Genomic DNA, 21,136 nt, shown 5'->3' with positions numbered 1-21,136 from the left:
GTAAAACCGCTTTTCAAATCAAAGTGAATTTACGCTTAAAATCAAAGTGGATTCAATTTTGCCTGATTCCCACTTTGATTTCTAGCGTAAATTTATTTAATTATAAGTATAATATACAGATTCAACTTTTAAAAGGATTGTGTTGTGCCAGAAATATATGACGACAGAATCAATAAGATAGAAAATAAACTAGACGATATGAGCAACTGCTTGCAAAATTTAAAGCTAGAAACCACCAAATTAGAGCAATCATTAGAGTATATAAAAAAAGATATTGATAACAATAAGTCTGAACTTTGGGATATAAAAAAGTATCAATTGAATATTTACCAGCATGACAAAGATTTAGCGGTATTAACAGAAAAAATAAAAAATGCGGAAGCTCTTATGGTAAGCTATAAAAAAGAAGTAGAAGCAAAGATGGTTACTAAAAAAGAGCTTGATGATAAAAAGCATAAAAGTTGGGAGCGATGGATATCAATAGCGGCACTTATTGTATCGGTTGTCGCTATCATAATGCAATATACAAAAGGATAATAAATGTATTACCCGATTATAAAAAATAAACTAAATGAAATTAAAGGATTAAAGCAAGCTTTAACAAAACCTATAGAAGTAAACCCGATTATTGAACTTGTTAATGCAAAAACTCAGGATATAGACGATTTTTTGGATACTTTACTTAGCGGTAAAGCAAATGGTATGCTAGACATATTTCAACAAAAAAAATGTTTTGTAGATATACCTACGTATTTTTCAAATCAATTTATAGGTGATTTAAATTTGATAGATTATCAAGCAAAGTATAATTTCTTTATTAAATTGTCTGAAAAAGCAAAAGAAGCAAATCTTAAGGATATTGTACCTGTAATATCTTTTGAGTACTCATTAAGGACGCGAAGGGAGAGTATTAGACAAAATAGAATTTTTGCAAGAAAGATTATAGAAGCATTTGATGATTTTGCAATAAGGCTATTTCAAAGCGATCTATTTAAGCAAGAAGACTTAGATATATTTTGGGAGTTGTATGACTTTTTGCCGGATGGTATAGAAAAAGCTACGGTCATAATGGATGTTTCTAACTCAAATATGGATTATGTTATAAATAATATAGAAGAAATAACTAAACAATGTAATGTAAAAAAAATTATATTAGCAGGAGAAAGCCTAAAAGACAGTCAGAAGGCTGATACTGAATTTAGCTTTGCCAGATTAAAAAATATACATTTATCAAATTTCAATGTGATAAACAATAAGTTTTCTGGTATTGCTTTGGGGTATGCCGACTTTACTATAACGGATAAAATACAATCTAGCATAGATATAGACGGCGATAAAGGATTTTTATATTATCCTTTCATAAAATACGCTACAGAAGATGGGAACTTATGCACTTTTACTGCCAACAATAGAGGAAATTACGAGCAATATAAGGAGCTTTGTCAAAAAATAGTTAATGAAATTAGAAATTTTTCAACATTACATTGTGAAACGTGCGCTTTTATAAAGGATGTTGTTTCGGACAAAATCGAAAGTTTCAAATCTGGAAACATTTGGAAGCATAGAATGATAGCACACTATATAGTTACAATGTCAAATTTGATAAATAATGACGATTGACTTTATTTTTTGACAAAAAGGATAGGGCGTTTTTTTTGTCTTTATTTTGCTTGTATGACAAAAACCCTTTTTCGTATCTATATTTTAATATAAACCTAAAAACTCTTATGATATCCCTATTGGTAGATATTGAACAAAATTTACTAGCTAGAACTTCTTTATCTGCATTTTTTTTAAAAGCTACATCCTTTTTTGTTAAAAAGTATTTTAATTCATCAGCCCATAGCATGCTACACAGGTTGTATTTTGATATATTATTATTGATTTTTGGTTTTTTAACCATCTTAAAAGATACTTTATTTTTATGATAAAAAGCCTCAATAATTCCTATGTTGCAAGGCAGATTGAGCTCGCTTATGTTAAATTTATCACGCCAAAAAACCAAATAAACATACTCAAATACTTCGCTAAAACCTGCTATCTGATCACGCAATCTAAGAGTAGTATCAAGCTCACTTTTTATTTCATACGCAATGGCATGACCGTTTGATACTACCACATCCGCAACTTTGTCACCCAAAGATGTTTTAACGAGTATCTCTGCGGTAATAGTTTTATCAATATATTTTTTATCAAGCCAGTCTATAAGGCTTTTTTTTATGATACTAGCATTAGCCTTTTGCATTATTGATTCCATATTTTATATACAGCAAATAGTATACCATCTTATATAAAAATTTAATATTTTTTAAAATTTTATGCTGTAAGAACTTATTGAGACGTCGGATTCGTCTCGCTATCACACTCTTAGCGCTCTATTCCTCCACCCTCTAGCGTATATCTTATAGTTTGGATTTCTTTCAATCAGTCTATCGTAGTAAGCTATCTCCAATCTGTCGTACTTTTTGTCAAATATCTCTTCATCTATTCTGTTAATAGCATCGATGCTCTTTTCTCCCATGTGTCCGTCATCTACTACGCCTACTACTCTTTGAGCCGTTTTTATAGCTACCCTGCATCCAACATTCACTCCAAAGATGAATATCTCATCGGCTTTTTTCTGAGAATTTAGCTCTCCTAGTCTCATCCTATCCCAAAAATGCTCTTTGTAAAACTCGGCTACCAGTTCTTGTATATTCGGATCATTATATAGCTTTATAGAGGCTTCTTTTAAGTCTTTGCTATATCTAACTACGCTATACACCTCATTCCAGCCTTGCCAATTCGGATTAGCTTTAGCGTATATTCCCATAAAGGTGAGCTCAGGCTCAGTAGGGTTTTTATGCAGGGCGTTACTTGGATTATTAAATTCTAGCTCATATAAAATATCTAGCGATCTACTGAAATTTGGTATCATTCTAACTCCTTGTATGTTTTATTCATATCTTCTGTTTCGTTTCTTGGTCTCACAATATCTTTGTATTCATATTCTGAGCCTCCATAAGAGTAATCGTCTCTTCTAGTTTTTATTTTGGTGATAAACTCCACAAGAGCGCTTATAAGGCTGTTTATTAGCTTAATAGTTAGTGTTTTCATGAAATTTGCGCCAAACCATGCGGCAATTCCTCCAAGAGCTACCCCGAGACTTGGAGTGCCTGAAAAATAAAGTACGATCTCATGCACAGCAAGACAAAAGAGCATGGCTGAACCTATGGCTACTACTACCGATATAGCTCTGCCGGCTTTATTCTCACCCTCTATCTTCGTATTTCCGCTTCCTATTCCAAGAACCCCGCCTGCAAACCCTATAAAGGCTACTATTCCGTAAATAAAGGTATCTTTGTCTATGTTATTTAGCATCGATACCGCCTATACACTCTTTGAGCAGTCTTTCAGTCTCTTCATAATATTTGGCTATGGCTTTGGCACTCTCTAAATTGTTTTCATCAAATTTTGGCTTATCCGGGATCTTTGCTTCACACTTAATAGGCAGATAGACATCCTGATACACCGTTCTTGTGATGATTTCCGGTTTTTGGCTACATCCCGCCAAAAACACTGCAAAGCCAAGCAGTATGATAAATATGATCTTTCTAATGGTTCTTTCAGTCATATTTTCAAATTTAATCAATGCTTGTATGATCTTCCAGCGTCGCTTTGCTCGCGTAGAAATGCTCCTGCGCTCTGCTTGGGTCGCTTTGCTCGTTTTCATCTTCCTAACTCCCTAAAAAGGTTCTCGTAATACTTTAGCTTTGCTTGGCACTTGCTTGAAGTATCCGGAGGCTTTATTTTGATATATTTTGTCTCTATCTCTTTTTTGATGATAGGCTGTGCGTTTCTTAGCCTTTCGCTTTCTATCGCAATGTTAGCTATCTTTTTGTTCTGTGAAGAGATTTTTGCATTTGCAATCTCTATCTCAGCCTCTCTAAGAGCTATAGTCTTTTCTTTGTCCTTTAGCTCGGCCTTATTGTCTTTTATGGTTTTTTCATGCTTAGATATAAGATCTTCAAGCTCGTTAACGTAAGATCTTACATACATACTGCCAAACAGTAAACCTAAAAACAAAAGCGTAGACCCGGCCATGGTCAAAGGGTTTGATTTTGCAAATGACAGTATAAATTTAAGCATCGTCTCTCCCTTTAAAGTCTTATCTTGCTTGCATCAAGCACTTTATGATCGCTGTATGCCTTGTTGCCGAATAACCTAACCGATTTGTAGATCACCCACGCTTTCCACTTAGTCATCTTGTCAAATTTCATAGCCTCGTAAAATATCTCATCGCACCTTTTTCGATCAAGCATCCTAGTAGCATAAAGGAAGTCGTGCAAACAAGCTGCACGGTCATATCTTTCGCCACTTTTTGGAAATATGTTTGTAAAAATTCTTGGCACGCTCGCTCCGTCATAAATGAACCCCGCAGGCACTACGACTTCATCTCTTTCGCTTCTCCATACCAAAGGCTCTACCGTCTGCCAGCAGTTTTTTACACCTATTATTCGCCTTATAGTTAGTTCTGTTTTAAACATCTCATGCTCCTAAATTTGGTATCTCTATACTGATTTGATTAAGCGTTGCTTCGTCTGTTGCCGCCTTGATAGCATCCCTTGTAACTACACCCCATTTTTCAAGAGCGGCGTTTTCGATTACTTTTTCAAACACCTGCCCGGCTAGGATGTTTCTTTCTTCTATCGTTCCGTTTGCCGTAAGCTTGCATAGCAAAGGAGTATCTGCGCAAGGAGTTTGCGGGTCTTTCTTTACTAAGAAACTCTCTTTTGCTTTTTCTTCAAATGTCCTAATCTCTACATCCGGGTATTTGGCTAAGTAGGCTTTGTAAGCTTTATTGATATTTGAATTTAACTCTGCTATCTTTAGCTTTTTAAGCTCCTCTAGCCACTCCACTTCAAGCCTAGCTACGATTTGCTTTGCTTCCGCTTCGCTACATAAATGCGTAGTATCATAATCTCTGCCAAATATGCGATATTCGCCGTTTTTTATTTTTTCGTATTGATACATTTTTCTACTCCTCAATGCCATAGTGCTTTAAAAATTTTCTACTTAAAAAATATTTAAAATTGTCGCTATTATCTGAAACAGTAACAATCTTACTATTTAGATTTATGCTTGTTCCAAAATTTTTGTCTAAAATAGGGTCTGTGATTTGCAGGTTTATTTTTTTGTTGTTTTTTTTGCTATATATTGTCAATTTATCGCTACTGTTATACACGACAAAACCGCCTGCAGATAAGTATATAATTCTTGTATAAGCATTTAAAAATGGGATTAAGCCTCCAACTATACTTGAATTATCCTCAGCCCCTTTATATTGCTTAAATGTTGCTTGATTTGCAAACCCTCCTATAAAGATAGCCCCAAAACCTAAATCTCTTTGAAGTTGAAAAGATGGTTTTCTGTCGTCATAATAAACCGATGACGTATTGTCAATAAAAGCCCCGCTCCCTAGTGAGCTTATTCCTCTATTTTTCATTTGAATTTCACTACCTTGTTGCTCAAAACGTCCATTTTTAAGCACCCAAACCTTATAATAATAATCACTCTGTCCCTGTGTAACCCCTGCAAGGTTGTTTGTATTTAAACAGTATGGGAAAAAAAATACATTATTTGGGTTTGAGATTTGCTGCCAAGAGCCACTTCCGCTTCTATCTAGCTTATAAACTTGAAGATTGTGGTTGCCACCCGTCAAGTATAGTTCGTGCTGATTATTTTCATAAACCCTCACCATTCTAAAACTTTGCCCCCCAACAGCAGGTGTGTTAAGCTTGCTAAAAACTCCGTCTTTTAACTTTAATAGCGATTGGCTATATGAAAAGCTCCTCAAATTGCTATAAAATATTTTTGTTCCGTCAGTTGTGGTAATAGCACTTATTGGCAATACTAAATTTCCACTAATTTCAAGCAGTTCTTTTTTCTCAATCAGATTTAGCTCCCCACTAACAAAATCAACGTCAATATATCCTTTGAGTGTTTGATAAAGTTGCTGTAAATCTGCAATCTCAAAACTCTGCCCGTTTTGCGTCCTAAAAAGAATTTGAGCCATTGCTGGAGGATTAGAGCTTGCTTTTTCTTTTAAAATTTTGAGATTTAAGATAGACACAGTATTATCATCTATGCCTACTTTCTTACCAAATTCCTCTTTTATCTTTGTACTACTCCATGTAGACACTTCCGATATTTTAGTATCGTTTATAACATTGTTCTGCTCGTTGATAAAAGACTTCGCACGCTCAAGATCTATATCTATCTGAGCCTTTACGCTATCTACATGAGTGCTATGACTTACCACTTCCCCATGTTTTTTAACGGTGTCGTTATACTTTGGGATAAATTTGTCGTATTTATCTGCCAAATCGTCGTATTTCGGGATGAAGTCGGTGTGTTTTTCGACTATCTCTTGATGTTTATTGTTCATATCGGTTATTGTCGTATTTAGCTCGTCTATACTGGTATTGTATTGTTCGCTCATAATGTTTTGCTCATCTAAGTGCGTTAGAAAGTGAGCCACCATAGCGTTTGCCCTTGTGGGGAAATTTGCGGGATCCGTTCTTTGAGGTGCCGGTCCGAATTGTGTTAGTTTTTGATTTATTTTTGAGATATTTGCCATTAAATCACTCCTTTTATACTTAGTTTTGTCGTGCTAAATTCTCCGCTTGTAGAAATTATTTCAAGATCGTCGCTAAAGCCGAGTATTGTTAAGCTCTCAAATCCGTTACTCTTTTCATCCCCTATAAAAAGAGTAGGCTTTTCAAGGCGTGCCAGAGTTTGTCTGTTAAAGTCTATTTGACTTGTAGGCATAGTTATATTAGTATCTGCATACTTTGCTTTTTTGCCCTCTCTTATATGGATATTGCCGTAAGGATCTTCCATGATCTTTGAATAGTCAATTATCTTTATGCTAAATTCCGCCTCCGTATGACCTAGCACAATCTGCTTTCCTACGATAAGATGACCTAAATTTGCACCCTTATCGTTTGGTTCTATGACTATTTTTATGTTTTCGTTATAGTCGATCTCGCTTAAAAACCATAGATCGCTTTTATACGTAAAGCCTGCTCCAAAAAAGTACTGCCACCAGTTTGATATAGGCTCGCTTTCGGTTAAATTCTTTTCAAATATAGGGTTGTTGCCATTATCAAAAATGCTTACCTTTTTTGCATCGACGTTAAATAGTGCAAAGGCATTTACAAAGCTACTGTCTATCCTAATTACGATCTCAAGTGTTCCGTCGCTTTTTTTTGTTTGAGTGTTTATAAATTTATCCCTAAATTTTGTCTCGTTCGGATCTCCTACGTTTACCCACTCTTCTACCGTTGATTTATCCGGAGTCTCGCTTCCTTGATTTGCCTTAGCGCAGATATAAATTTGCCCTTTGTATTTAACCTTATCATCCACTTGATAACTCTTGCCGCTTTGCCAAGCGGGAGTTGTGTCTATAGGAGCGTTATTGCTTACTACCGTGTAGGCAACTTTATCTATTACCGTCATGATTTCACCTTTGTATTTATGCTAGTGCCGTCATGGCTCATAATGTTTCTTATGTGCATTACAAGCTCTTTTATTCCTTTTGCCATCTCGGTTATTATGCTCTCAAGCCTTGCATTTGAATTGGTTAAATTTTTAAACTCTCCGTCCATATATACCTTTACCCCTCTGCCGTCTTTTAAAGGTATTACAGCCTCGTCGTATCCGGCTTCTCCTATAAGGGCTCTTGTAGGACGGGTTACTATGCCACCGTCCGCAAACGGTTTAAAGCCTTTTGCCTTATACCATTCGATCCAGTCCTCGGGATTGCTTGATTGTGTGATGGCGGTTGCGCTCTTTATAAGTTCTGCGGCTAACTGGCTAAGGGGTAGCTGCCCGCTATTTATCTTGTTTCTCCAAAACTCTAAGCCTGACGGATCTACGCTTCTTCTTAACGTAGACAGATACGTTTGATTGATCTGCTCATCAAGTTTCGTTAAGAGCAAAGCTCCGTTAGCCGTACGAAATTTATTATTTGTGGTGTCTACTCCCGATGAGTAGTTTGGAATTTGTGTTTTTGGAGCGTCTTTTGGCATATCTTTGTTTATCAGCTTATCAAGGACGTCACGCAAATATCTTATCATCGGACTATTTGAACCAAGCAAGGCATCTAGAGCGCTAATTTGACTTTGGCTGTTTTGAATAAGCTGTTGACGCTGCATTTCAAGAGCCGCAAGCTGGCTTTCACTATGTTTGCCAACTACTCCTATCTGCTCTTCGGTCTTTTTAATCGACTTATTAATATCATCAAGCGTTGTGCGGTCGGCAATGCCTTCGATCTCGGCTGCCATTTTTAGCATGTTTAGCTTATACTCTTCATAGGTCTTTGAAGTGTTTTCAAAGTATCTTTGCTGATGAGTGGCCGCATTGCCTAAATTTTCAAAGGCTTTAGAGTTATAATCTTTGTTCTTATAAGCCTCTTTTGCAGCGCTTAGTGCATTTTTATAATTTATTCCGCTTGTGGAGTTATCTATAACACTATCTCTTACTCGAGTAGCTATATTGCCTAGCTTTTCAATAGCCCCTCTTTGCAGATGCAGTATATTTAACTGTTCTCTTTGTAGTTGCAGTGTTTTTTCAGCCTGCTCTGCTAGTTTAAGAGCTGCAATCTGCTTATTAAGCGCTTCAAGATCTGCAAGCGATTTGATGTATCCCTCTTTACCGCCGTTTGCATCTATGGCTTGTTTATGTTCGGTTAGAACTTTCACAAGCTCTTGTCTTAGTTCGGTATTGCCCTCACTTAAAAACACTTGCATTTGATCCGAGCTTAGACTTAGTAGATATTTGCTCCAACTATGAATATCGGTTGCACTTCCAAATTTTGCTACATCTTTTCTTTGGTTATCGCTTATGTCGTAGTTTAGCCCGCCAAGTAGAGTATTAAATCTTCTGTAAATTGATTGAAGCCCTAAGAAAGTTGTATCTATCTTATTGGCTCCGTAAAATCCGCCTTGAATACCAGCTATCTGCTGAGTGAATGATATAACCGCCTTAGTATAATCCTCTTGAGCTTTCCTTGCAGCTTCGTAAGCTTGTTTGGCAGCATTCCATTTATCGACGTTTTCTTTAGTAAAATCGTTTCTTAGTGCGTTTAGGTATTTCTCTTTAAATTTATCCGTTGAGATAGAAAGGATATTGCTAAACTCTCCAAATGCATTATCGGTTGAAATTTTAAAAGTATCGATTGAGTTTTCAACTACTTTAGCAGCCGATATGATAGGATTTTTTATCCCTATAAAGTCTATTTCGGTTACGGCTTGTTTTACAGTGCCTAAAGTAGAAAGAATTACCTCGTAAATTTCTTTTTTCTCTTTATCCGCTAAGGCTGCAAAGCTTTTGTGCGTGCTATCTTTGCCAAGTTGTCCAGTAAAGGCTGATATGGCAGCTCCTGCAAGGTTTTGATTAAAGAAGTCGTTACCGCTAAATTTACCCTCTCTTAAATAGAGATGATCGGTTGCGCTTATGCCTTTAAGCAGGTGATGTATATTTGATACTGCACCATTTATGGCCTTTATAGTTTCATCATCAAGCCCACTTTCAATAGTCTTGTTCTTTTTACTAAACCAAGTTTTCTTCTCTTTATCCTCGTATCTGTATAGCTTCTCAAGGCTTATCTTATCGCCGATTTTACCGCCTATGCCCTCGCCGATACCAATTCCTACATCGGTAGTCTTCCATTTGCCTATCATGCCGCCTATTGCAAGCACTATTGCCGCAGCTATCCAACCATAAACAGGTATGGCGCTTAAGCTTCCCGCTACTGCGGCATATCCGCCTAGTGCTGCTCCGGCTGCCGCTCCGGTATAAGGTGCATAGGTTTGAGCGCCAAACATCTTATCGCCTAAAGTCCCAATACCGTATCCTATGGCTCCACCGGTTAAAGCTCCGCCTGCTGCCGCTCCGGCTGTGTAGCCTGCACCCAAGCCACCACCTTGAAGCCCGCCTGCATAAGCGCCCATCATGCCTTGATAGGTCGCCCCGTTTCCAAGCACTGTGCTAATGCCGCTACCAAAGCCGCTAGTAAAACCGCCAAGTCCGCCATATCCTAAATTAGTTAAATATAATCCGCCTTTTGCAAACGGAGATGTAAGACCACCGACCATGCCTGTATAGCCGTTTGACATCATAGAGTAGATACTCTTTAAATTTGAAACGGCGTTTAATATATTCCCTGCACCGCCAAAGGCGCTATTACCGCTTAGAATTTCGCCTGTGCCTGAGATGACTACATCTGTGCCATTTACTTGACCGCTAAACCCGCCTTCGCTATTCTTGGTTAATCCGTAAAATGAAGCGATGGAAGCTAAATTTGATCCACCGCCAAGCAATGCACCAAAACCGCCCGCTAAGCCTTGCGATAGGCTTCTGGCATAAGGGCTAATAAAATCTCTAAATACACCTTGACCTATGTCTTTTAACGCGCCTTTTAACGATTTAGTTTTTTGCATAAAGAAATCAAAAAAGCCTTCTTCGACTGTCTTTTGCATAGTAGAAACCGTATCGGCCCAAGAGCCTTTTATGTCTTGGAAAGAGTGCTTAGTATTTTTGGTAAACCTTTGAAGATGTTTTTTTGTTTCCTTTTCCGCCAAAGCGTTTATGTCTATGTTTACAGCACCTGAAATTTGAACTAACTCTTGTAGCTCTTTAATATGCCTATCCTTTACTACCTTGTACAGTTCATCCATATTGTCGGTAAGTTCAAACAGCTTCTCTCTGGCGACCGCTCTATCTTCATATTCCTTATCAAATTCTGCAGCTAATCTTTTTTCTTCGGACTTGCGTTCAGCTATTCTATCTAGCTCCTTTTGATGTAAAATTTCTCTCTTTTCAGAAAGAGATATTAATCCTTGAGCCACTTGGTCATTTAGATCATGCTCCAGTTTTGCCAACTCTAACTTATGCTCAAGTTCTTTATCTTTTACTGCCTTTGAGTAACTAATTTGTGCATCAAATTTCTCTTTAATATACTTTTTTGCTTCTTCAGCTGCTCTTTTTTGCTCGTCTGATATTTGCTTGCTATACTGCTCCTTGATTTTTACGATCTCTTGCTCTTTTCCTATAATAGCATTTGTAATAAGTTTGACCATGCCATCGTTTGTGGTTTTACTTAGAGACAAACTTAAAAATTCAATTGTTTTTTCAATCTCTCTAATTTTTCTGTCGCCTTCATCAAATATACCCTCTCCGTATATATCAATGGCTTTTTTGGCCTCTTTTGAAAGTTTTTCAAGATCATTAATCTCATCTTGAACGCTTTTTTTGGTATTTAAGGCTCTTTGTCTATTTGAAGCATCTATTAGTCTATTTTCCTCATCAATAGATACTCTTAGCTCGTTATAAAGCCCCTGAAGCTTTCTTACCGCTCTTTCTTGTCTTTCAATAGCTTCAGCAAGATCGGGATTGTTACCCCATAATCTTTTCATGTCGGCTAATTTTTCTTCTTCTTTTTTAAGGTCTTGTTGTGCTTTTTCAAATAGCTTTTGCTTTTCTTTTAAGGCTACTTTGTTTACCTCTATAGGAGATTTTAAAAATTTATTCCATTCGGATGAGAGATCTTCGAGTTTTTTCTTAACCGTATCAAAGTGCAACGCAAGCTCAATTAGTGAGCCTATAACAAGAGCCGGTAAAAATCTCTTCATTGCAGTATTTAAAAAATTCATAGCCCCTGTTGTTGCGATAACACTGATCTTAAAAATATCGGTTGCACTCTTTGCTGACATAAGTGATGCTATATATCGATTTGCATATCCTCCCATCATGGTTTTTTGAAAAAGCGAGGTCTTAATTTCAGCGGCAATTACGGATATCTTGTAAGCCCCAAAAGCATATGCAAGAGACATTATGCCGCTGCTTATAGTACCTATATAAGGGTATATCTTCTCAAAAGAGTTCGCCAAAGAAGTAGTAGCATTTGCGATTCCGGCTGTAAATCCGGTAGCTTCATTGAATTTACCAAGCATATTTTGCATATTGTTTGCAAGTATAGTCATGCTTTGTTCTATTGTTTTTGGCATTTGAGTAAACTCTTTTTCTATAACATCCTTTTGGCTAAGGAGTGCATCAAATACCGCTTTTGCGCTTAGGCTTCCTTGCTCAGCCACTTTTCGAAGTTCGCCTATGCTTATACCCATTCCTTTTGCAATTGCTTCTGCAAGGCGAGGGGTCTGCTCCATTACAGAAAGCAACTCTTGGCCTCTTAATTCATTTGCAGCTAATCCTTGAGCCAATTGAACAAGGGCGGCATTTGCACTTTGAGCACTTGCTCCACTGATAATCAGAGACTTATTGACCGCTTGCGTTACATCAAGCATTTTTTGCTGCTCAATTCCTGTTGCTTTCAAACTTCTTGCAAATCTTGAATATATATCAACACTTCCTGCAAAACTCACTCTTGAGTCGTTTGAAATTTTAAAAAGCTTCTCTGTTACATCTTTTAGCTCGTTCATGCTTGAAGTTACAAGTTTTAGTCTGCCCGTAGCGTTTGCAAGAGTGTCTATAGAAGCTATACTTTTACTAATAGCATTGTTTATACCGGTTACTGCAAATCCTATTGCAGCCATTTTACCAAGTGTACTTTTTAAGGCATTCGCGTAGGTATCAACGTTATTAAGACTATTTCCTAGTTTATTTACTTCATTTCTTACAAGAGTTACGCTTTTAGCATCGCCGTCAATGGTTATCTTTATTCTTATATCATTAGATGTTGCCATTATTTACTCTTTGCTATAAATTTGATATAATGAGATAAAAATAAGGAGGATGATATGCTAGATCTACTATTTAAAATGTCTATCGGGCTTGGTGTCTTTGTCATTGCCATAGGATTAATCATTCTCATTGTTGCATTTCCATCAAAAACCATTATTTTTTTATCTGCGATCATAGGAATTTTTGCCTACTACTTGGGTATTCCGTTGATTAAGGCTTTTTGCAGATAGAACCAAAATTTGATTTATATTAAAAGCGATCATTTGAGCATATCTCCTAAAATTCTGCATACTGTGTAAAGCCATATAAAATCAATCTTATATCTTTTTGAAAACTCTTTGATTATTAAAGAGTCACACTCATAATAAACTTCATTAAATCCCAGTTTTTTGTTCAAAGATACGCTAAAAGCCTCATATACAAGCTTTTCATAATCATCAAGCCCGAAGTCATTCGGGCTAATTTTTAAGCTTATAAAGGCTTTTAGCCTCTCTACTTTTTTACTCTTTCTGCCTCTATAGCCTTATCAATTTCTCCCATGAGGGTTACGTAATCAATACCGCTTTCTTTAATTTTTTCCTGAAGCTTTACTAGATCATCGCCACTAACACAAAGCTCAAACCTCTTCATTGCCATCGCATCAAAATCTATTATTTTCGCTGCATTGGCAATAGACTCAAGCTCGGCTCTTTTTTGGCTAATTTTGGCAATATATTCTCTTGCTTCCTTTAAATGAAGAGCCTTATCCTTATTCCCTACTGAGACGTCAGCAAGTTGTTTTGAGAGATTTTTTTGCTCCTCAAGCTCTCTTATCTCAGCCTCTAAGTTGGTCATTTTGCTTATGTCTGTAGTTTTCTCTCTAAATAGCTTTGAGAGATCAATGGCTTCGCTTTTTTTTAAATCTTTATATTGAAGCTTGAACTCTTGATCATCTATTTCTAGGGTAAATGGAAATTTAGTTCTCATGCTTATTCTCCGTCCATGAATGTAAATAGCTCTTCGCCTGCGGCTTTTAAGATCTTGCCTTTTAAGCTTAACTTCGCATAATCGCTACCGCTTACGTTTAAATCCCCTTCAAAGCTTAGATTTACCAGAGGAATTATGAGTATCTGAGATTTACCTGTAGCTAGGTTTGCACCATCTACTATGATTTTGCCAAGAGAGTTAGCCAGTTTTTGAGGCACAATCTTTTTAAATTTAACCGGGTAATTTTTAGGCGCACATTTTTCAACCGTAAAGGATCCCGAATTCATGTTCTCGGTAGCTATATATATCTTGTTGTCTTTTATAACCGGATCGCCTATCTTGATAGTTTCGGTGTCTGCCTTGATTGTTTTACCGTTCCAAAATTTGCCTGCAGCCGCGTAAGTCTCATCTTCAACAAGTCCTTTAAAGCAAAGAGCAAGATTTTCTATGCTTATATCTCCTATCTCGGTACTAAAGTTATACTCGGCCTTTGTTTCAAGCTCCATTACGCTCTCGCCTAAGCTTTCATCATTTGAAAGCAGCTCTTTTTTCTCGATGGTTCTGTTTAAATTTACAGATTGTTGATAACCTAAGGTAATAGCCTCGGTTTTACCTTTAGGCATAAAGCTTACCGTTGCGGTAGATAGTCTTGCGATTTTTTCGTTTGCCATGTTTTATCCTTTTTTTAAATTTTAGGCCTCTATAAAGCCCTCTATCTTTATTTTTATTTGTAGCCTCACACAATAAAGTGAGCCGGTTACAAACGCAGCCTTTGCTCCATGTAGTATCTTTAAGCCCCTTTTTGCGCCGTATCTAAATAGATCCCGCCTTAGCTCATCGATTTTGGATAGAACTCCCATTCCTTCGCCAGTTAATGTGTTTCTAGCGACTAAAACGCTAAAAAGAGCATTATCCGTTATATTGTTTTCGCTTTCCAACCCATCAAAGATGATATAGTCGCCGTTTTGATCAAGTGATTCAACTCCGCTTAGCTCAAGCAATCCAAATTCATCTTTGAGCTCTTTTGCTACTTGGTTTATTGAGGTCATATCACACTCTCTCTGTTCTTGCTCAAGTAAAATTTAGCCGAGCTTGATAGTCCGTCCGCATTTATAAACGGAGCGTTTTTTATCGCTTTTTGCGCCGACTCATAAAGCATCATATCTTGCTCTTCAAGCTGGGCTTTTAGATAAATTTTTAACCTGATATATGCAAAATCTTCCGCTGCAAAGTAAGGCACGTTGCGATCTTTGCACGCCTCTAAGGCATCATTTACCGCGCGCTCGCAAACGTCGTCCGTAACCTCATTTGGATTCTTTAGACTTACCCTTGCTCGCTGTATTAGTTTTTCCGGAGTTAGAGTTGCCATCCTTACCCTTTTTGCCTTCTTTGCTTGCATCATTCAAAGACTCATCATCTTCTTTTGTCAAATTTTCATCTTTGGTTTTATCTTGAATATTGCCTACTTCTTCATTATTGCCATCTTGATCTGATTTTCCATCTTCTTTTGTCAAATCTTTGGTTTCATTGGGTTTTAAATCCTCTTCTTTCTCATTGCGAGACATTCCTCTAGCAGCCAAAAAGCTCTCATAATTACCCATTTTATGCTCCTTATTCGCTAGGCAAGTTTGCATAAGCTTGTTGCCATAGACCGTATCCGACGTTATCTTCCGTATCAATTCCGTAGCGGAATTCTTTTCTCATAAACGCAGCCTCGTCATCAAGCTTGTCTTGAGCTACAAATTCAGCCTCTTTATTTATTTGAAGAATGATCGGCTTAACCGCTCTTGATGTATCAAGTAGATACCATGCTTTCTTTTTAGTTAGCTCATAGCAGACTAAAATTTCCACCTCTTTATAGAGTGGGTTGCTTGCACCATTTGCCTTTTTTTCCGCTAAAAATAGCTCTTTTGCTTTAGCTTTTAGCTCAGGCGGCACAACTATAAGCGTAGGTTTTACACGTAGCGGAGCACCGTTATCCTTTATTAGCCTACTCATTTCGGCTACTGTTTTTTCATAGTTCTCTTCGGTTAGCTCCAAGTTTCCCAAATTTGAAAAGCTTTGACCTTTTACTTGGTGATCTGCGGCGAAGAATTTCTTACTGTCATAGCAGTTGCCGTTTAGCTCAAGCAACCCAAAAACTGTCGTATTGTAATGCTCGGGAACAGCAGCAGCCAAATCTAAAATTCTTGGCTTTACTATGCCTAGATTGTCGTATTCGATCACATCTCTTTTTACTTTTATTGAAGCTTCCCAGTCTTTTTTGCTGATTTGATAGTTCCATGCAGCAAGTTCGTTTAGCGTTCTATCTCCTACCCACTCACGCATGCTTGGCATATCAGCTATCCAAGAGTAATCAACCGTAACCGTGTTTGCCTTTACCTCTGTAGCAACTTTGAGATAATCGCTGTTGTTGGTTTTTAAAGCATCGTTAAATATGGTTTTAAATCCCTTTGAAACTTCTTTCATATACGCTGCATCAAGTGTTCTTTTCGCCATTTTTTCTCCTTTTTTTGGTTTTATAGCCCCAGTTGAGCTTTTACATCAGGATGTATCTCATCCTCGTCTTTTTTGTTTAGTTCAAGTTCGCTCTTTTTAAGAACGGCTGCCGCCTCCACCTTTGAAACTTCTAAAAAGCTATCTAGGGCATTTCCTTCAAGCGCCATAGCCATCTCTTTCCTATTAGGCAAAAGCTCGCCATTCTTAATAGCGCCTTCAATTCTTGCCGTTTTAGCGTTAGTTTGCTCTGTAATTAAAGCTGTTTTTAGGCTTTCGTTTTCGGTTTTTAAAGCGTTTAATTCGGCTTGCAAGCTAGTAATATTCTCATTAGCTTCCGTTAATTTCAAAGCCAAATCATCATTTTTTACTTCAGGCATATTTTCCTCTCCTTTATTATTTAGTGATTTGTTTAATAAGTTAGGTCTGTTTACAAGCCCAACGCTTGCTATTCTTACCACCTCTCTGACTCCGTTATCTCTATAATTAACCTCAAAAGCAGGGCTTAGGTAGCGATATAGCCTCTTATCCACCAGCTCTTGTCCTACTTCGGTAAATTCCAAAGATGCGTATATTCCATCATCTCTTGCTTCAAGCGAGTTTATGTCAAACCAGCCCATGGCCTCGCTATCATAGTGATCCTTATCAAGCAAAATATCCACACCCTGACTTCTTGTATTTGATACAACGAAGTTTGCATCTATATTAAACACTCTTCCGTCATACCCAAGCACAGTAGCCCCAATAGGGCTTATCTTGATTTTGCCCTCTTGCTTGCTATTTAGCTCAAGCGCTATTAGGCTTTTTTCAGGCTCTATCATCTTTTATCTCCTTTTAACGTCAAGCAAAGCTCTACTAAAGGAGCAAACACTAAAGTCCCCGCAAGCGGGGTTCCCGTTTTGCTTCCTCTTCATCTTTTATACCTCGCATTTTAAGGGCTTTCAAAAATAAAACCACTCTAAATAGCCGTTATCTGGAGTGGTTTAAAAATTCTTTTGTGATAGAGTTTGCAAAAAAGGACAAAAATGAGAGAAGCTGCCAAAGAGCTATATGTAGCAGGAAAAGACATTAGCGATATTTGTACCGCTTTAAATATAACTCGGCAAACCTTTTACTATCACAAGAAAAACGACTTTAAAAAAGGTATTGACTGGGATGCTTTAAAACTAGCGAATCTAAGAAGTGAGGATGAGCTGGAGAATAAAGAGGCTATATTTATCAATAGTCTTATTGAAAATTATGAAAAATTTTTAAAAACGGCAGGGGAGATTGAGCTTAATCCGGAAACATTAGAAAAACTACATAAATTTGCTAAAACATACTGGAGTATAAAGGCTCCAAGGCAGATAAACGAAAAAGAAGTTGCATTAAAGGCCGCAAAAAGCACACTTGAATCTATTGCAAATTTAGCTGTTTCGCAAAAGGAAAATGCAGTAGCTGCTTGGCTTAGTAGCAATAGCGATGAGATTATATCTATGGTACTTAAAAACAAGGCGGTTTAAATGCATCAAATTTGCCCAACAATCAATTTTAATTTTAAAACGACCCAAAGTATTAACACAAACTATTTAAACGTTTTTAAAAGGGGTTTAAAAGGATTTAAACACTATGGAACTAAATGAGCTTAAAGCTTATCTAAAATCCCTACCAAATATCATAGATGGCAAAGGTGATCAAAGAGTTAAAGAATCTGCAAATGATTTTAAAAAATTTGTACTGGAGTATTTCTCTCATCAAATAGGCATAGAAGATATTGCTCTGATAGAAAAATTTAATGAGCGTAGTAAATTTAGGCTTTTTATATATAGCAATCTGCTGAAAATTTGCACCAAAAACAGAAGAATTCTATTTGAAGCTTACCGCGGTAGTGCAAAGACCACTCTTATTACAAGGCTTTTTAATCTTTGGCTGCTGCTTACGGATAGAAAGAAATACTCTATTATCATAAGTTCCACCCTAGATATAGCGATAGAAAGTTCTGATACTATTAGAACGGAGCTTGAAGAAAATTCAAAGCTCATAAACGATTACAAGATCGTTGCAGGAAAAAAATGGAAAAGCGAAGAGTTCATCTTTTATACTAATAATAACCCCAAAAAGATGAAATTTTTTGGTGCCGGCAAAAAGATACGCGGTACTAACTTTCTTGGATCAAGACCGGATATAATCACTTGTGACGATATAGAAAACGATGAGAACGTAGAGAGCGCATCCCAAAGAGATAAGCTTTATAAGTGGTTTAGAAAGGCTATTTTAAAGCTACCTGCAAGACAGAGTACAACTTACAATATCATTGTAGTAGGAACCAGACTGCACCATGACGGATTATTGGCTAGGATAAAAAGACTTAGCTCCTTTATATCCTACAACTTTCCTCTTATTACGAAATTCCCGGATAATATAGACGATCTCAATGAGAGCAACATATCTACAGCCAAAATTATAAACATGAAGCTTGATGACGATAGTATGGATAAGCGCACCATATTAACCGAATTTTTTGATGATAAAGAGAGCTTTTATTCCGAGTATCAAAACGAACCTTTAAGCAAAGACGGCGCTATATTCTCAGGCTATAAAACTTACGAGGTTATGCCTACTTGCGATGCTTACTATATAGGTATAGATCCGGCGCTTGGAAAGAGTAGAGGTGATTATTTTGGGCTGGCCGTCCTTGGCAAAAAAGACAAGCAATACTATCTTGATACAAAAGGCTACAAATTAAAGCCGGACGTTATGATAGGTAAATTTATGCAGCTTTATCTAAAGCTTTTAACATATGGCAAGCCGATAAAGATTGCTATTGAGACTATAGCCTTTCAAGAGTTTTTCAAAGACAAACTAAAGGAAGAATTTGCCAACAAAGGCATAACTTTAAGCGTTTGCGAGCTTAAAAATTCAGTATCAAAAGAGCTAAGACTCGACGCTTTTGCGCCATATGTAACAGATCAAACCGTGCTTATTTGCGTAGATAACAATCTGCTCATAGAAGAGCTTGATACATATCCAAAGACTCCGCATGATGACTTGCTTGATGCCAGTGAAATGGCATTTAGGATAGCTTCATCGGTTGCCATAGCCGACTATAGAGCCATAAACAGACTTTCAAAGAAAAAGAGCAAAGCGCTTATAAATTTAAAAAATAGATACAACTAGGAGAGAAAATGAAAGAGGTAAAAAGAACCATAGTCTTAAAGCCAAGCGATAAGACAGAAAAGATTATTAGAGTAGATTATTCGGATATAAAAACCGCTATAGATAGCCAAAATCTTGAGGCTTTAGTTAGAGTATTTGAGTATTTTAGAACAGCAGACTCTCAAATAGGATCAGAGCTCTTTAAAAGAAGAGTATATGTCTCGTCCTTGCCTCTTTTTTTTGAAAGCGAAGATAAAAAACAAAACGAATTCGTTTCATCGCTGATAGAAAATATTTGGTTTAAAAGATTTTTATTTGACTGTACAGCAGGTATCGCCTATGGGTTTGCGCCTTTTATCAAAGAGTGGCAGAGTGTAGACGGCAAGATCTTGCCTAAATTTAGATTTGTATCTCATGCCTTTTTTAACACGGACAGAGAGGATAGGCTCTATCTCAAGCAGGGTATAGATAAAATCTTTATAGATACAAGGGATGAATTTTGGTTACACCACCATCCGACGGACAGCGGAGATATTATCACTCAAAGCCTAATGTATAAGCTTGTCGTAATTACGGCTCTTAAACATCTTACCATCTCAAAATATATGAGTTTTTTTGACTCATTATCAGTTCCCCCACTTATTGTCAAAAGTGATGCTGTAGATGATGAAAAACAAAGCGAAGCCATACTTGAAGCGGCTATAAATTTAAGAGCTAACGGAGTCGGACTATTCTCAAAGACCGACCTTGTTGAGCTACTTAGCGGCAATGTCGATAAAGCCACTTTTTTAGACTTTATAAAATACTGCGATGATGCCATAAGCAAGCTTATCACAGGGCAAACCTTAGCCGGCAATGTTCAAGCAAACGGAAATAGGGCATTAGGAGAGGTACACAACGAAATAAGGCAAGATATTTTGCGTTTTGATGCGATGCTTTTAAGCGCTAGTATGCACTCTTTTATAAAAGAAGTGTTAAAGCTAAATTTCGCAAACGTAGCCGCTTTTAAATTTATCCTAGATGCCGGACTTGAGTCTGATGAAGAGAAACTAAGCACGGTATATGAAAAGATTACAAACATGGGATATGAGATCCCGGTGGAGTTTATGGAAGAGACTTTTAAAATTAAAGGACTTAAGCTTAAAAGTGTCGGTCAAATTTTAGAGAAGAAAGAGGTTTCAAAAAACTCAAAGCAGGCTGTTTTACCGTTTGATAATATTGATGCTGCTATTGCAAGCAAAGATTTTAGTGAGAACGAAAAGGATATTTTAAAAGATATTGAAAGCTCTTTAAACAGCCTTTTAAAAGAGAGCAAAAGCTATGAAGATGCCTTTAGCAAGCTTGCTCAAATGTATAAAGAGGTAAATACTTCAAAGCTTGAAGAGATTATGTTTAACGCTATTGCAAATGCTGAAATTTATGGAAATATAGATGAGTAGCGTAGCTTTATCATTTTTTGCAAAGCCTGAAAACGTAGTTAAATTTTTACAAACTAGAAAGCCACAGCTTCATTTTGATTATGATGAGATTATGCATGAGGCTCACAGCAGAGTATTTACCGTAGCAAAAATCACTAAAATAGATCTTCTTAATGACATACAAAAAAGCCTAAGCGAGGCATATAAAGAGGGACAAAGATTTAGCGAGTGGCAAAAAGACATAAGTCCCTTACTTGCCAAAAAGGGCTGGCTAGGCGATGTAAGCGTAACCAATCCGAACACCGGCGAAACAAAACAGATATACGTAGGCTCAAGGCGTCTTAGGCGCATATTTAATACAAACATGAGGGTAAGTA

The 21,136-nt window shown here is 37.0% G+C and carries 23 protein-coding genes and 1 pseudogene; 7 read left to right on the top strand and 17 right to left on the bottom strand.

From position 1 onward, the window contains the following. Positions 1 to 144: 144 nt before the first annotated feature. Positions 145 to 537, top strand: a complete 393-nt coding sequence (locus CDOM16188_RS10580; protein WP_172202041.1) for a hypothetical protein — start codon at positions 145 to 147, stop codon at positions 535 to 537. Positions 538 to 540: 3 nt separating this feature from the next. Further along, complete coding sequence (locus CDOM16188_RS10575; RefSeq protein WP_172202039.1) at positions 541 to 1,620, top strand: hypothetical protein; 1,080 nt, start codon at positions 541 to 543, stop codon at positions 1,618 to 1,620. On the opposite strand, the gene CDOM16188_RS10570 is transcribed toward CDOM16188_RS10575, so the two are convergent. The 10 genes from CDOM16188_RS10570 to CDOM16188_RS10525 form a co-directional block, all read right to left on the bottom strand. Further along, the gene (locus CDOM16188_RS10570) at positions 1,586 to 2,245 is read right to left on the bottom strand and encodes a sce7726 family protein (protein ID WP_172202037.1); all 660 of its coding nucleotides are present in this window, start codon (positions 2,243 to 2,245) and stop codon (positions 1,586 to 1,588) included. The genes CDOM16188_RS10575 and CDOM16188_RS10570 overlap by 35 nt on opposite strands. Positions 2,246 to 2,359: 114 nt before the next feature. Further along, positions 2,360 to 2,917 carry a putative peptidoglycan-binding domain-containing protein gene (locus tag CDOM16188_RS10565; RefSeq protein WP_216656288.1) on the bottom strand — a complete coding sequence of 186 codons (558 nt, stop codon included), beginning with the start codon at positions 2,915 to 2,917 and terminating at the stop codon, positions 2,360 to 2,362. Further along, positions 2,914 to 3,360 carry a hypothetical protein gene (locus CDOM16188_RS10560; protein WP_169976211.1) on the bottom strand — a complete coding sequence of 149 codons (447 nt, stop codon included), beginning with the start codon at positions 3,358 to 3,360 and terminating at the stop codon, positions 2,914 to 2,916. The genes CDOM16188_RS10565 and CDOM16188_RS10560 overlap by 4 nt, the downstream gene beginning before the upstream one ends. Next, positions 3,350 to 3,712: a hypothetical protein gene (locus CDOM16188_RS10555; RefSeq protein WP_253908193.1), complete on the bottom strand. Its 363-nt coding sequence runs from the start codon at positions 3,710 to 3,712 to the stop codon at positions 3,350 to 3,352. The genes CDOM16188_RS10560 and CDOM16188_RS10555 overlap by 11 nt, the downstream gene beginning before the upstream one ends. Next, complete coding sequence (locus CDOM16188_RS10550) at positions 3,709 to 4,128, bottom strand: hypothetical protein (RefSeq protein WP_172202035.1); 420 nt, start codon at positions 4,126 to 4,128, stop codon at positions 3,709 to 3,711. The genes CDOM16188_RS10555 and CDOM16188_RS10550 overlap by 4 nt, the downstream gene beginning before the upstream one ends. Positions 4,129 to 4,139: 11 nt before the next feature. After that, positions 4,140 to 4,526 (bottom strand): DUF1353 domain-containing protein, encoded by a 387-nt coding sequence (locus CDOM16188_RS10545; protein WP_172202033.1) that lies wholly within the window; start codon positions 4,524 to 4,526, stop codon positions 4,140 to 4,142. A gap of 1 nt (position 4,527) precedes the next feature. Beyond that, a complete protein-coding gene (locus tag CDOM16188_RS10540; protein WP_172202031.1) occupies positions 4,528 to 5,013 on the bottom strand; it encodes a hypothetical protein in 486 nt (161 codons plus the stop codon). A gap of 4 nt (positions 5,014 to 5,017) precedes the next feature. Beyond that, complete coding sequence (locus tag CDOM16188_RS10535) at positions 5,018 to 6,619, bottom strand: hypothetical protein (protein WP_172202029.1); 1,602 nt, start codon at positions 6,617 to 6,619, stop codon at positions 5,018 to 5,020. Continuing rightward, complete coding sequence (locus tag CDOM16188_RS10530) at positions 6,619 to 7,500, bottom strand: hypothetical protein (RefSeq protein WP_172202027.1); 882 nt, start codon at positions 7,498 to 7,500, stop codon at positions 6,619 to 6,621. The genes CDOM16188_RS10535 and CDOM16188_RS10530 overlap by 1 nt, the downstream gene beginning before the upstream one ends. After that, on the bottom strand, positions 7,497 to 12,746 hold the full coding sequence (locus tag CDOM16188_RS10525) for a tape measure protein (RefSeq protein ID WP_172202025.1): 5,250 nt from the start codon (positions 12,744 to 12,746) through the stop codon (positions 7,497 to 7,499). The genes CDOM16188_RS10530 and CDOM16188_RS10525 overlap by 4 nt, the downstream gene beginning before the upstream one ends. A gap of 54 nt (positions 12,747 to 12,800) precedes the next feature. On the opposite strand from CDOM16188_RS10525, the gene CDOM16188_RS10520 reads away from it, so the two are divergent. Next, entirely contained in the window at positions 12,801 to 12,974 is a 174-nt protein-coding gene (locus CDOM16188_RS10520; RefSeq protein WP_172202023.1) for a hypothetical protein, read from the top strand. A gap of 262 nt (positions 12,975 to 13,236) precedes the next feature. Here CDOM16188_RS10520 and CDOM16188_RS10515 read toward each other — a convergent pair whose 3' ends face one another. From CDOM16188_RS10515 to CDOM16188_RS10485, 7 genes are read right to left on the bottom strand one after another with little or no spacing between them, the layout of a single operon-like run. Then, the gene (locus CDOM16188_RS10515; protein ID WP_172202021.1) at positions 13,237 to 13,710 is read right to left on the bottom strand and encodes a hypothetical protein; all 474 of its coding nucleotides are present in this window, start codon (positions 13,708 to 13,710) and stop codon (positions 13,237 to 13,239) included. 2 nt (positions 13,711 to 13,712) lie between these two features. Beyond that, positions 13,713 to 14,381 (bottom strand): hypothetical protein, encoded by a 669-nt coding sequence (locus CDOM16188_RS10510; protein WP_172202019.1) that lies wholly within the window; start codon positions 14,379 to 14,381, stop codon positions 13,713 to 13,715. 21 nt (positions 14,382 to 14,402) lie between these two features. Beyond that, entirely contained in the window at positions 14,403 to 14,759 is a 357-nt protein-coding gene (locus tag CDOM16188_RS10505; protein WP_172202017.1) for a hypothetical protein, read from the bottom strand. After that, positions 14,756 to 15,079, bottom strand: a complete 324-nt coding sequence (locus CDOM16188_RS10500) for a hypothetical protein (protein WP_172202015.1) — start codon at positions 15,077 to 15,079, stop codon at positions 14,756 to 14,758. Before CDOM16188_RS10500 ends, CDOM16188_RS10505 begins: the two co-directional genes overlap by 4 nt. Next, on the bottom strand, positions 15,015 to 15,311 hold the full coding sequence (locus tag CDOM16188_RS10495; RefSeq protein WP_172202013.1) for a hypothetical protein: 297 nt from the start codon (positions 15,309 to 15,311) through the stop codon (positions 15,015 to 15,017). The genes CDOM16188_RS10500 and CDOM16188_RS10495 overlap by 65 nt, the downstream gene beginning before the upstream one ends. Before the next feature lie 10 nt (positions 15,312 to 15,321). Continuing rightward, complete coding sequence (locus CDOM16188_RS10490) at positions 15,322 to 16,209, bottom strand: Mu-like prophage major head subunit gpT family protein (RefSeq protein WP_172202011.1); 888 nt, start codon at positions 16,207 to 16,209, stop codon at positions 15,322 to 15,324. 20 nt (positions 16,210 to 16,229) lie between these two features. Continuing rightward, positions 16,230 to 17,027, bottom strand: a complete 798-nt coding sequence (locus tag CDOM16188_RS10485; RefSeq protein ID WP_172202009.1) for a phage protease — start codon at positions 17,025 to 17,027, stop codon at positions 16,230 to 16,232. A 204-nt stretch (positions 17,028 to 17,231) separates the two neighbouring features. Between CDOM16188_RS10485 and CDOM16188_RS10480 the strand changes: the two genes are divergently transcribed. The 4 genes and pseudogenes from CDOM16188_RS10480 to CDOM16188_RS10465 all read left to right on the top strand — a co-directional run. After that, positions 17,232 to 17,708, top strand: a complete 477-nt coding sequence (locus tag CDOM16188_RS10480; protein WP_172202007.1) for a DUF1804 family protein — start codon at positions 17,232 to 17,234, stop codon at positions 17,706 to 17,708. Positions 17,709 to 17,814: 106 nt separating this feature from the next. Continuing rightward, positions 17,815 to 19,362 (top strand): phage terminase large subunit, encoded by a 1,548-nt coding sequence (gene terL / locus CDOM16188_RS10475; RefSeq protein ID WP_172202005.1) that lies wholly within the window; start codon positions 17,815 to 17,817, stop codon positions 19,360 to 19,362. 8 nt (positions 19,363 to 19,370) lie between these two features. Further along, positions 19,371 to 20,780 carry a DUF935 family protein gene (locus tag CDOM16188_RS10470; RefSeq protein ID WP_172202003.1) on the top strand — a complete coding sequence of 470 codons (1,410 nt, stop codon included), beginning with the start codon at positions 19,371 to 19,373 and terminating at the stop codon, positions 20,778 to 20,780. Continuing rightward, positions 20,773 to 21,136: pseudogene (locus CDOM16188_RS10465) on the top strand (phage head morphogenesis protein); the annotation flags it as partial. The gene CDOM16188_RS10470 and the pseudogene CDOM16188_RS10465, both read left to right, overlap by 8 nt.

This window comes from Campylobacter sp. RM16188, assembly GCF_012978795.1.
In the GTDB taxonomy this organism is placed as follows: Bacteria; Campylobacterota; Campylobacteria; order Campylobacterales; family Campylobacteraceae; genus Campylobacter_A; species Campylobacter_A canis.
This window is presented reverse-complemented; position numbering and strand designations above follow the sequence as displayed.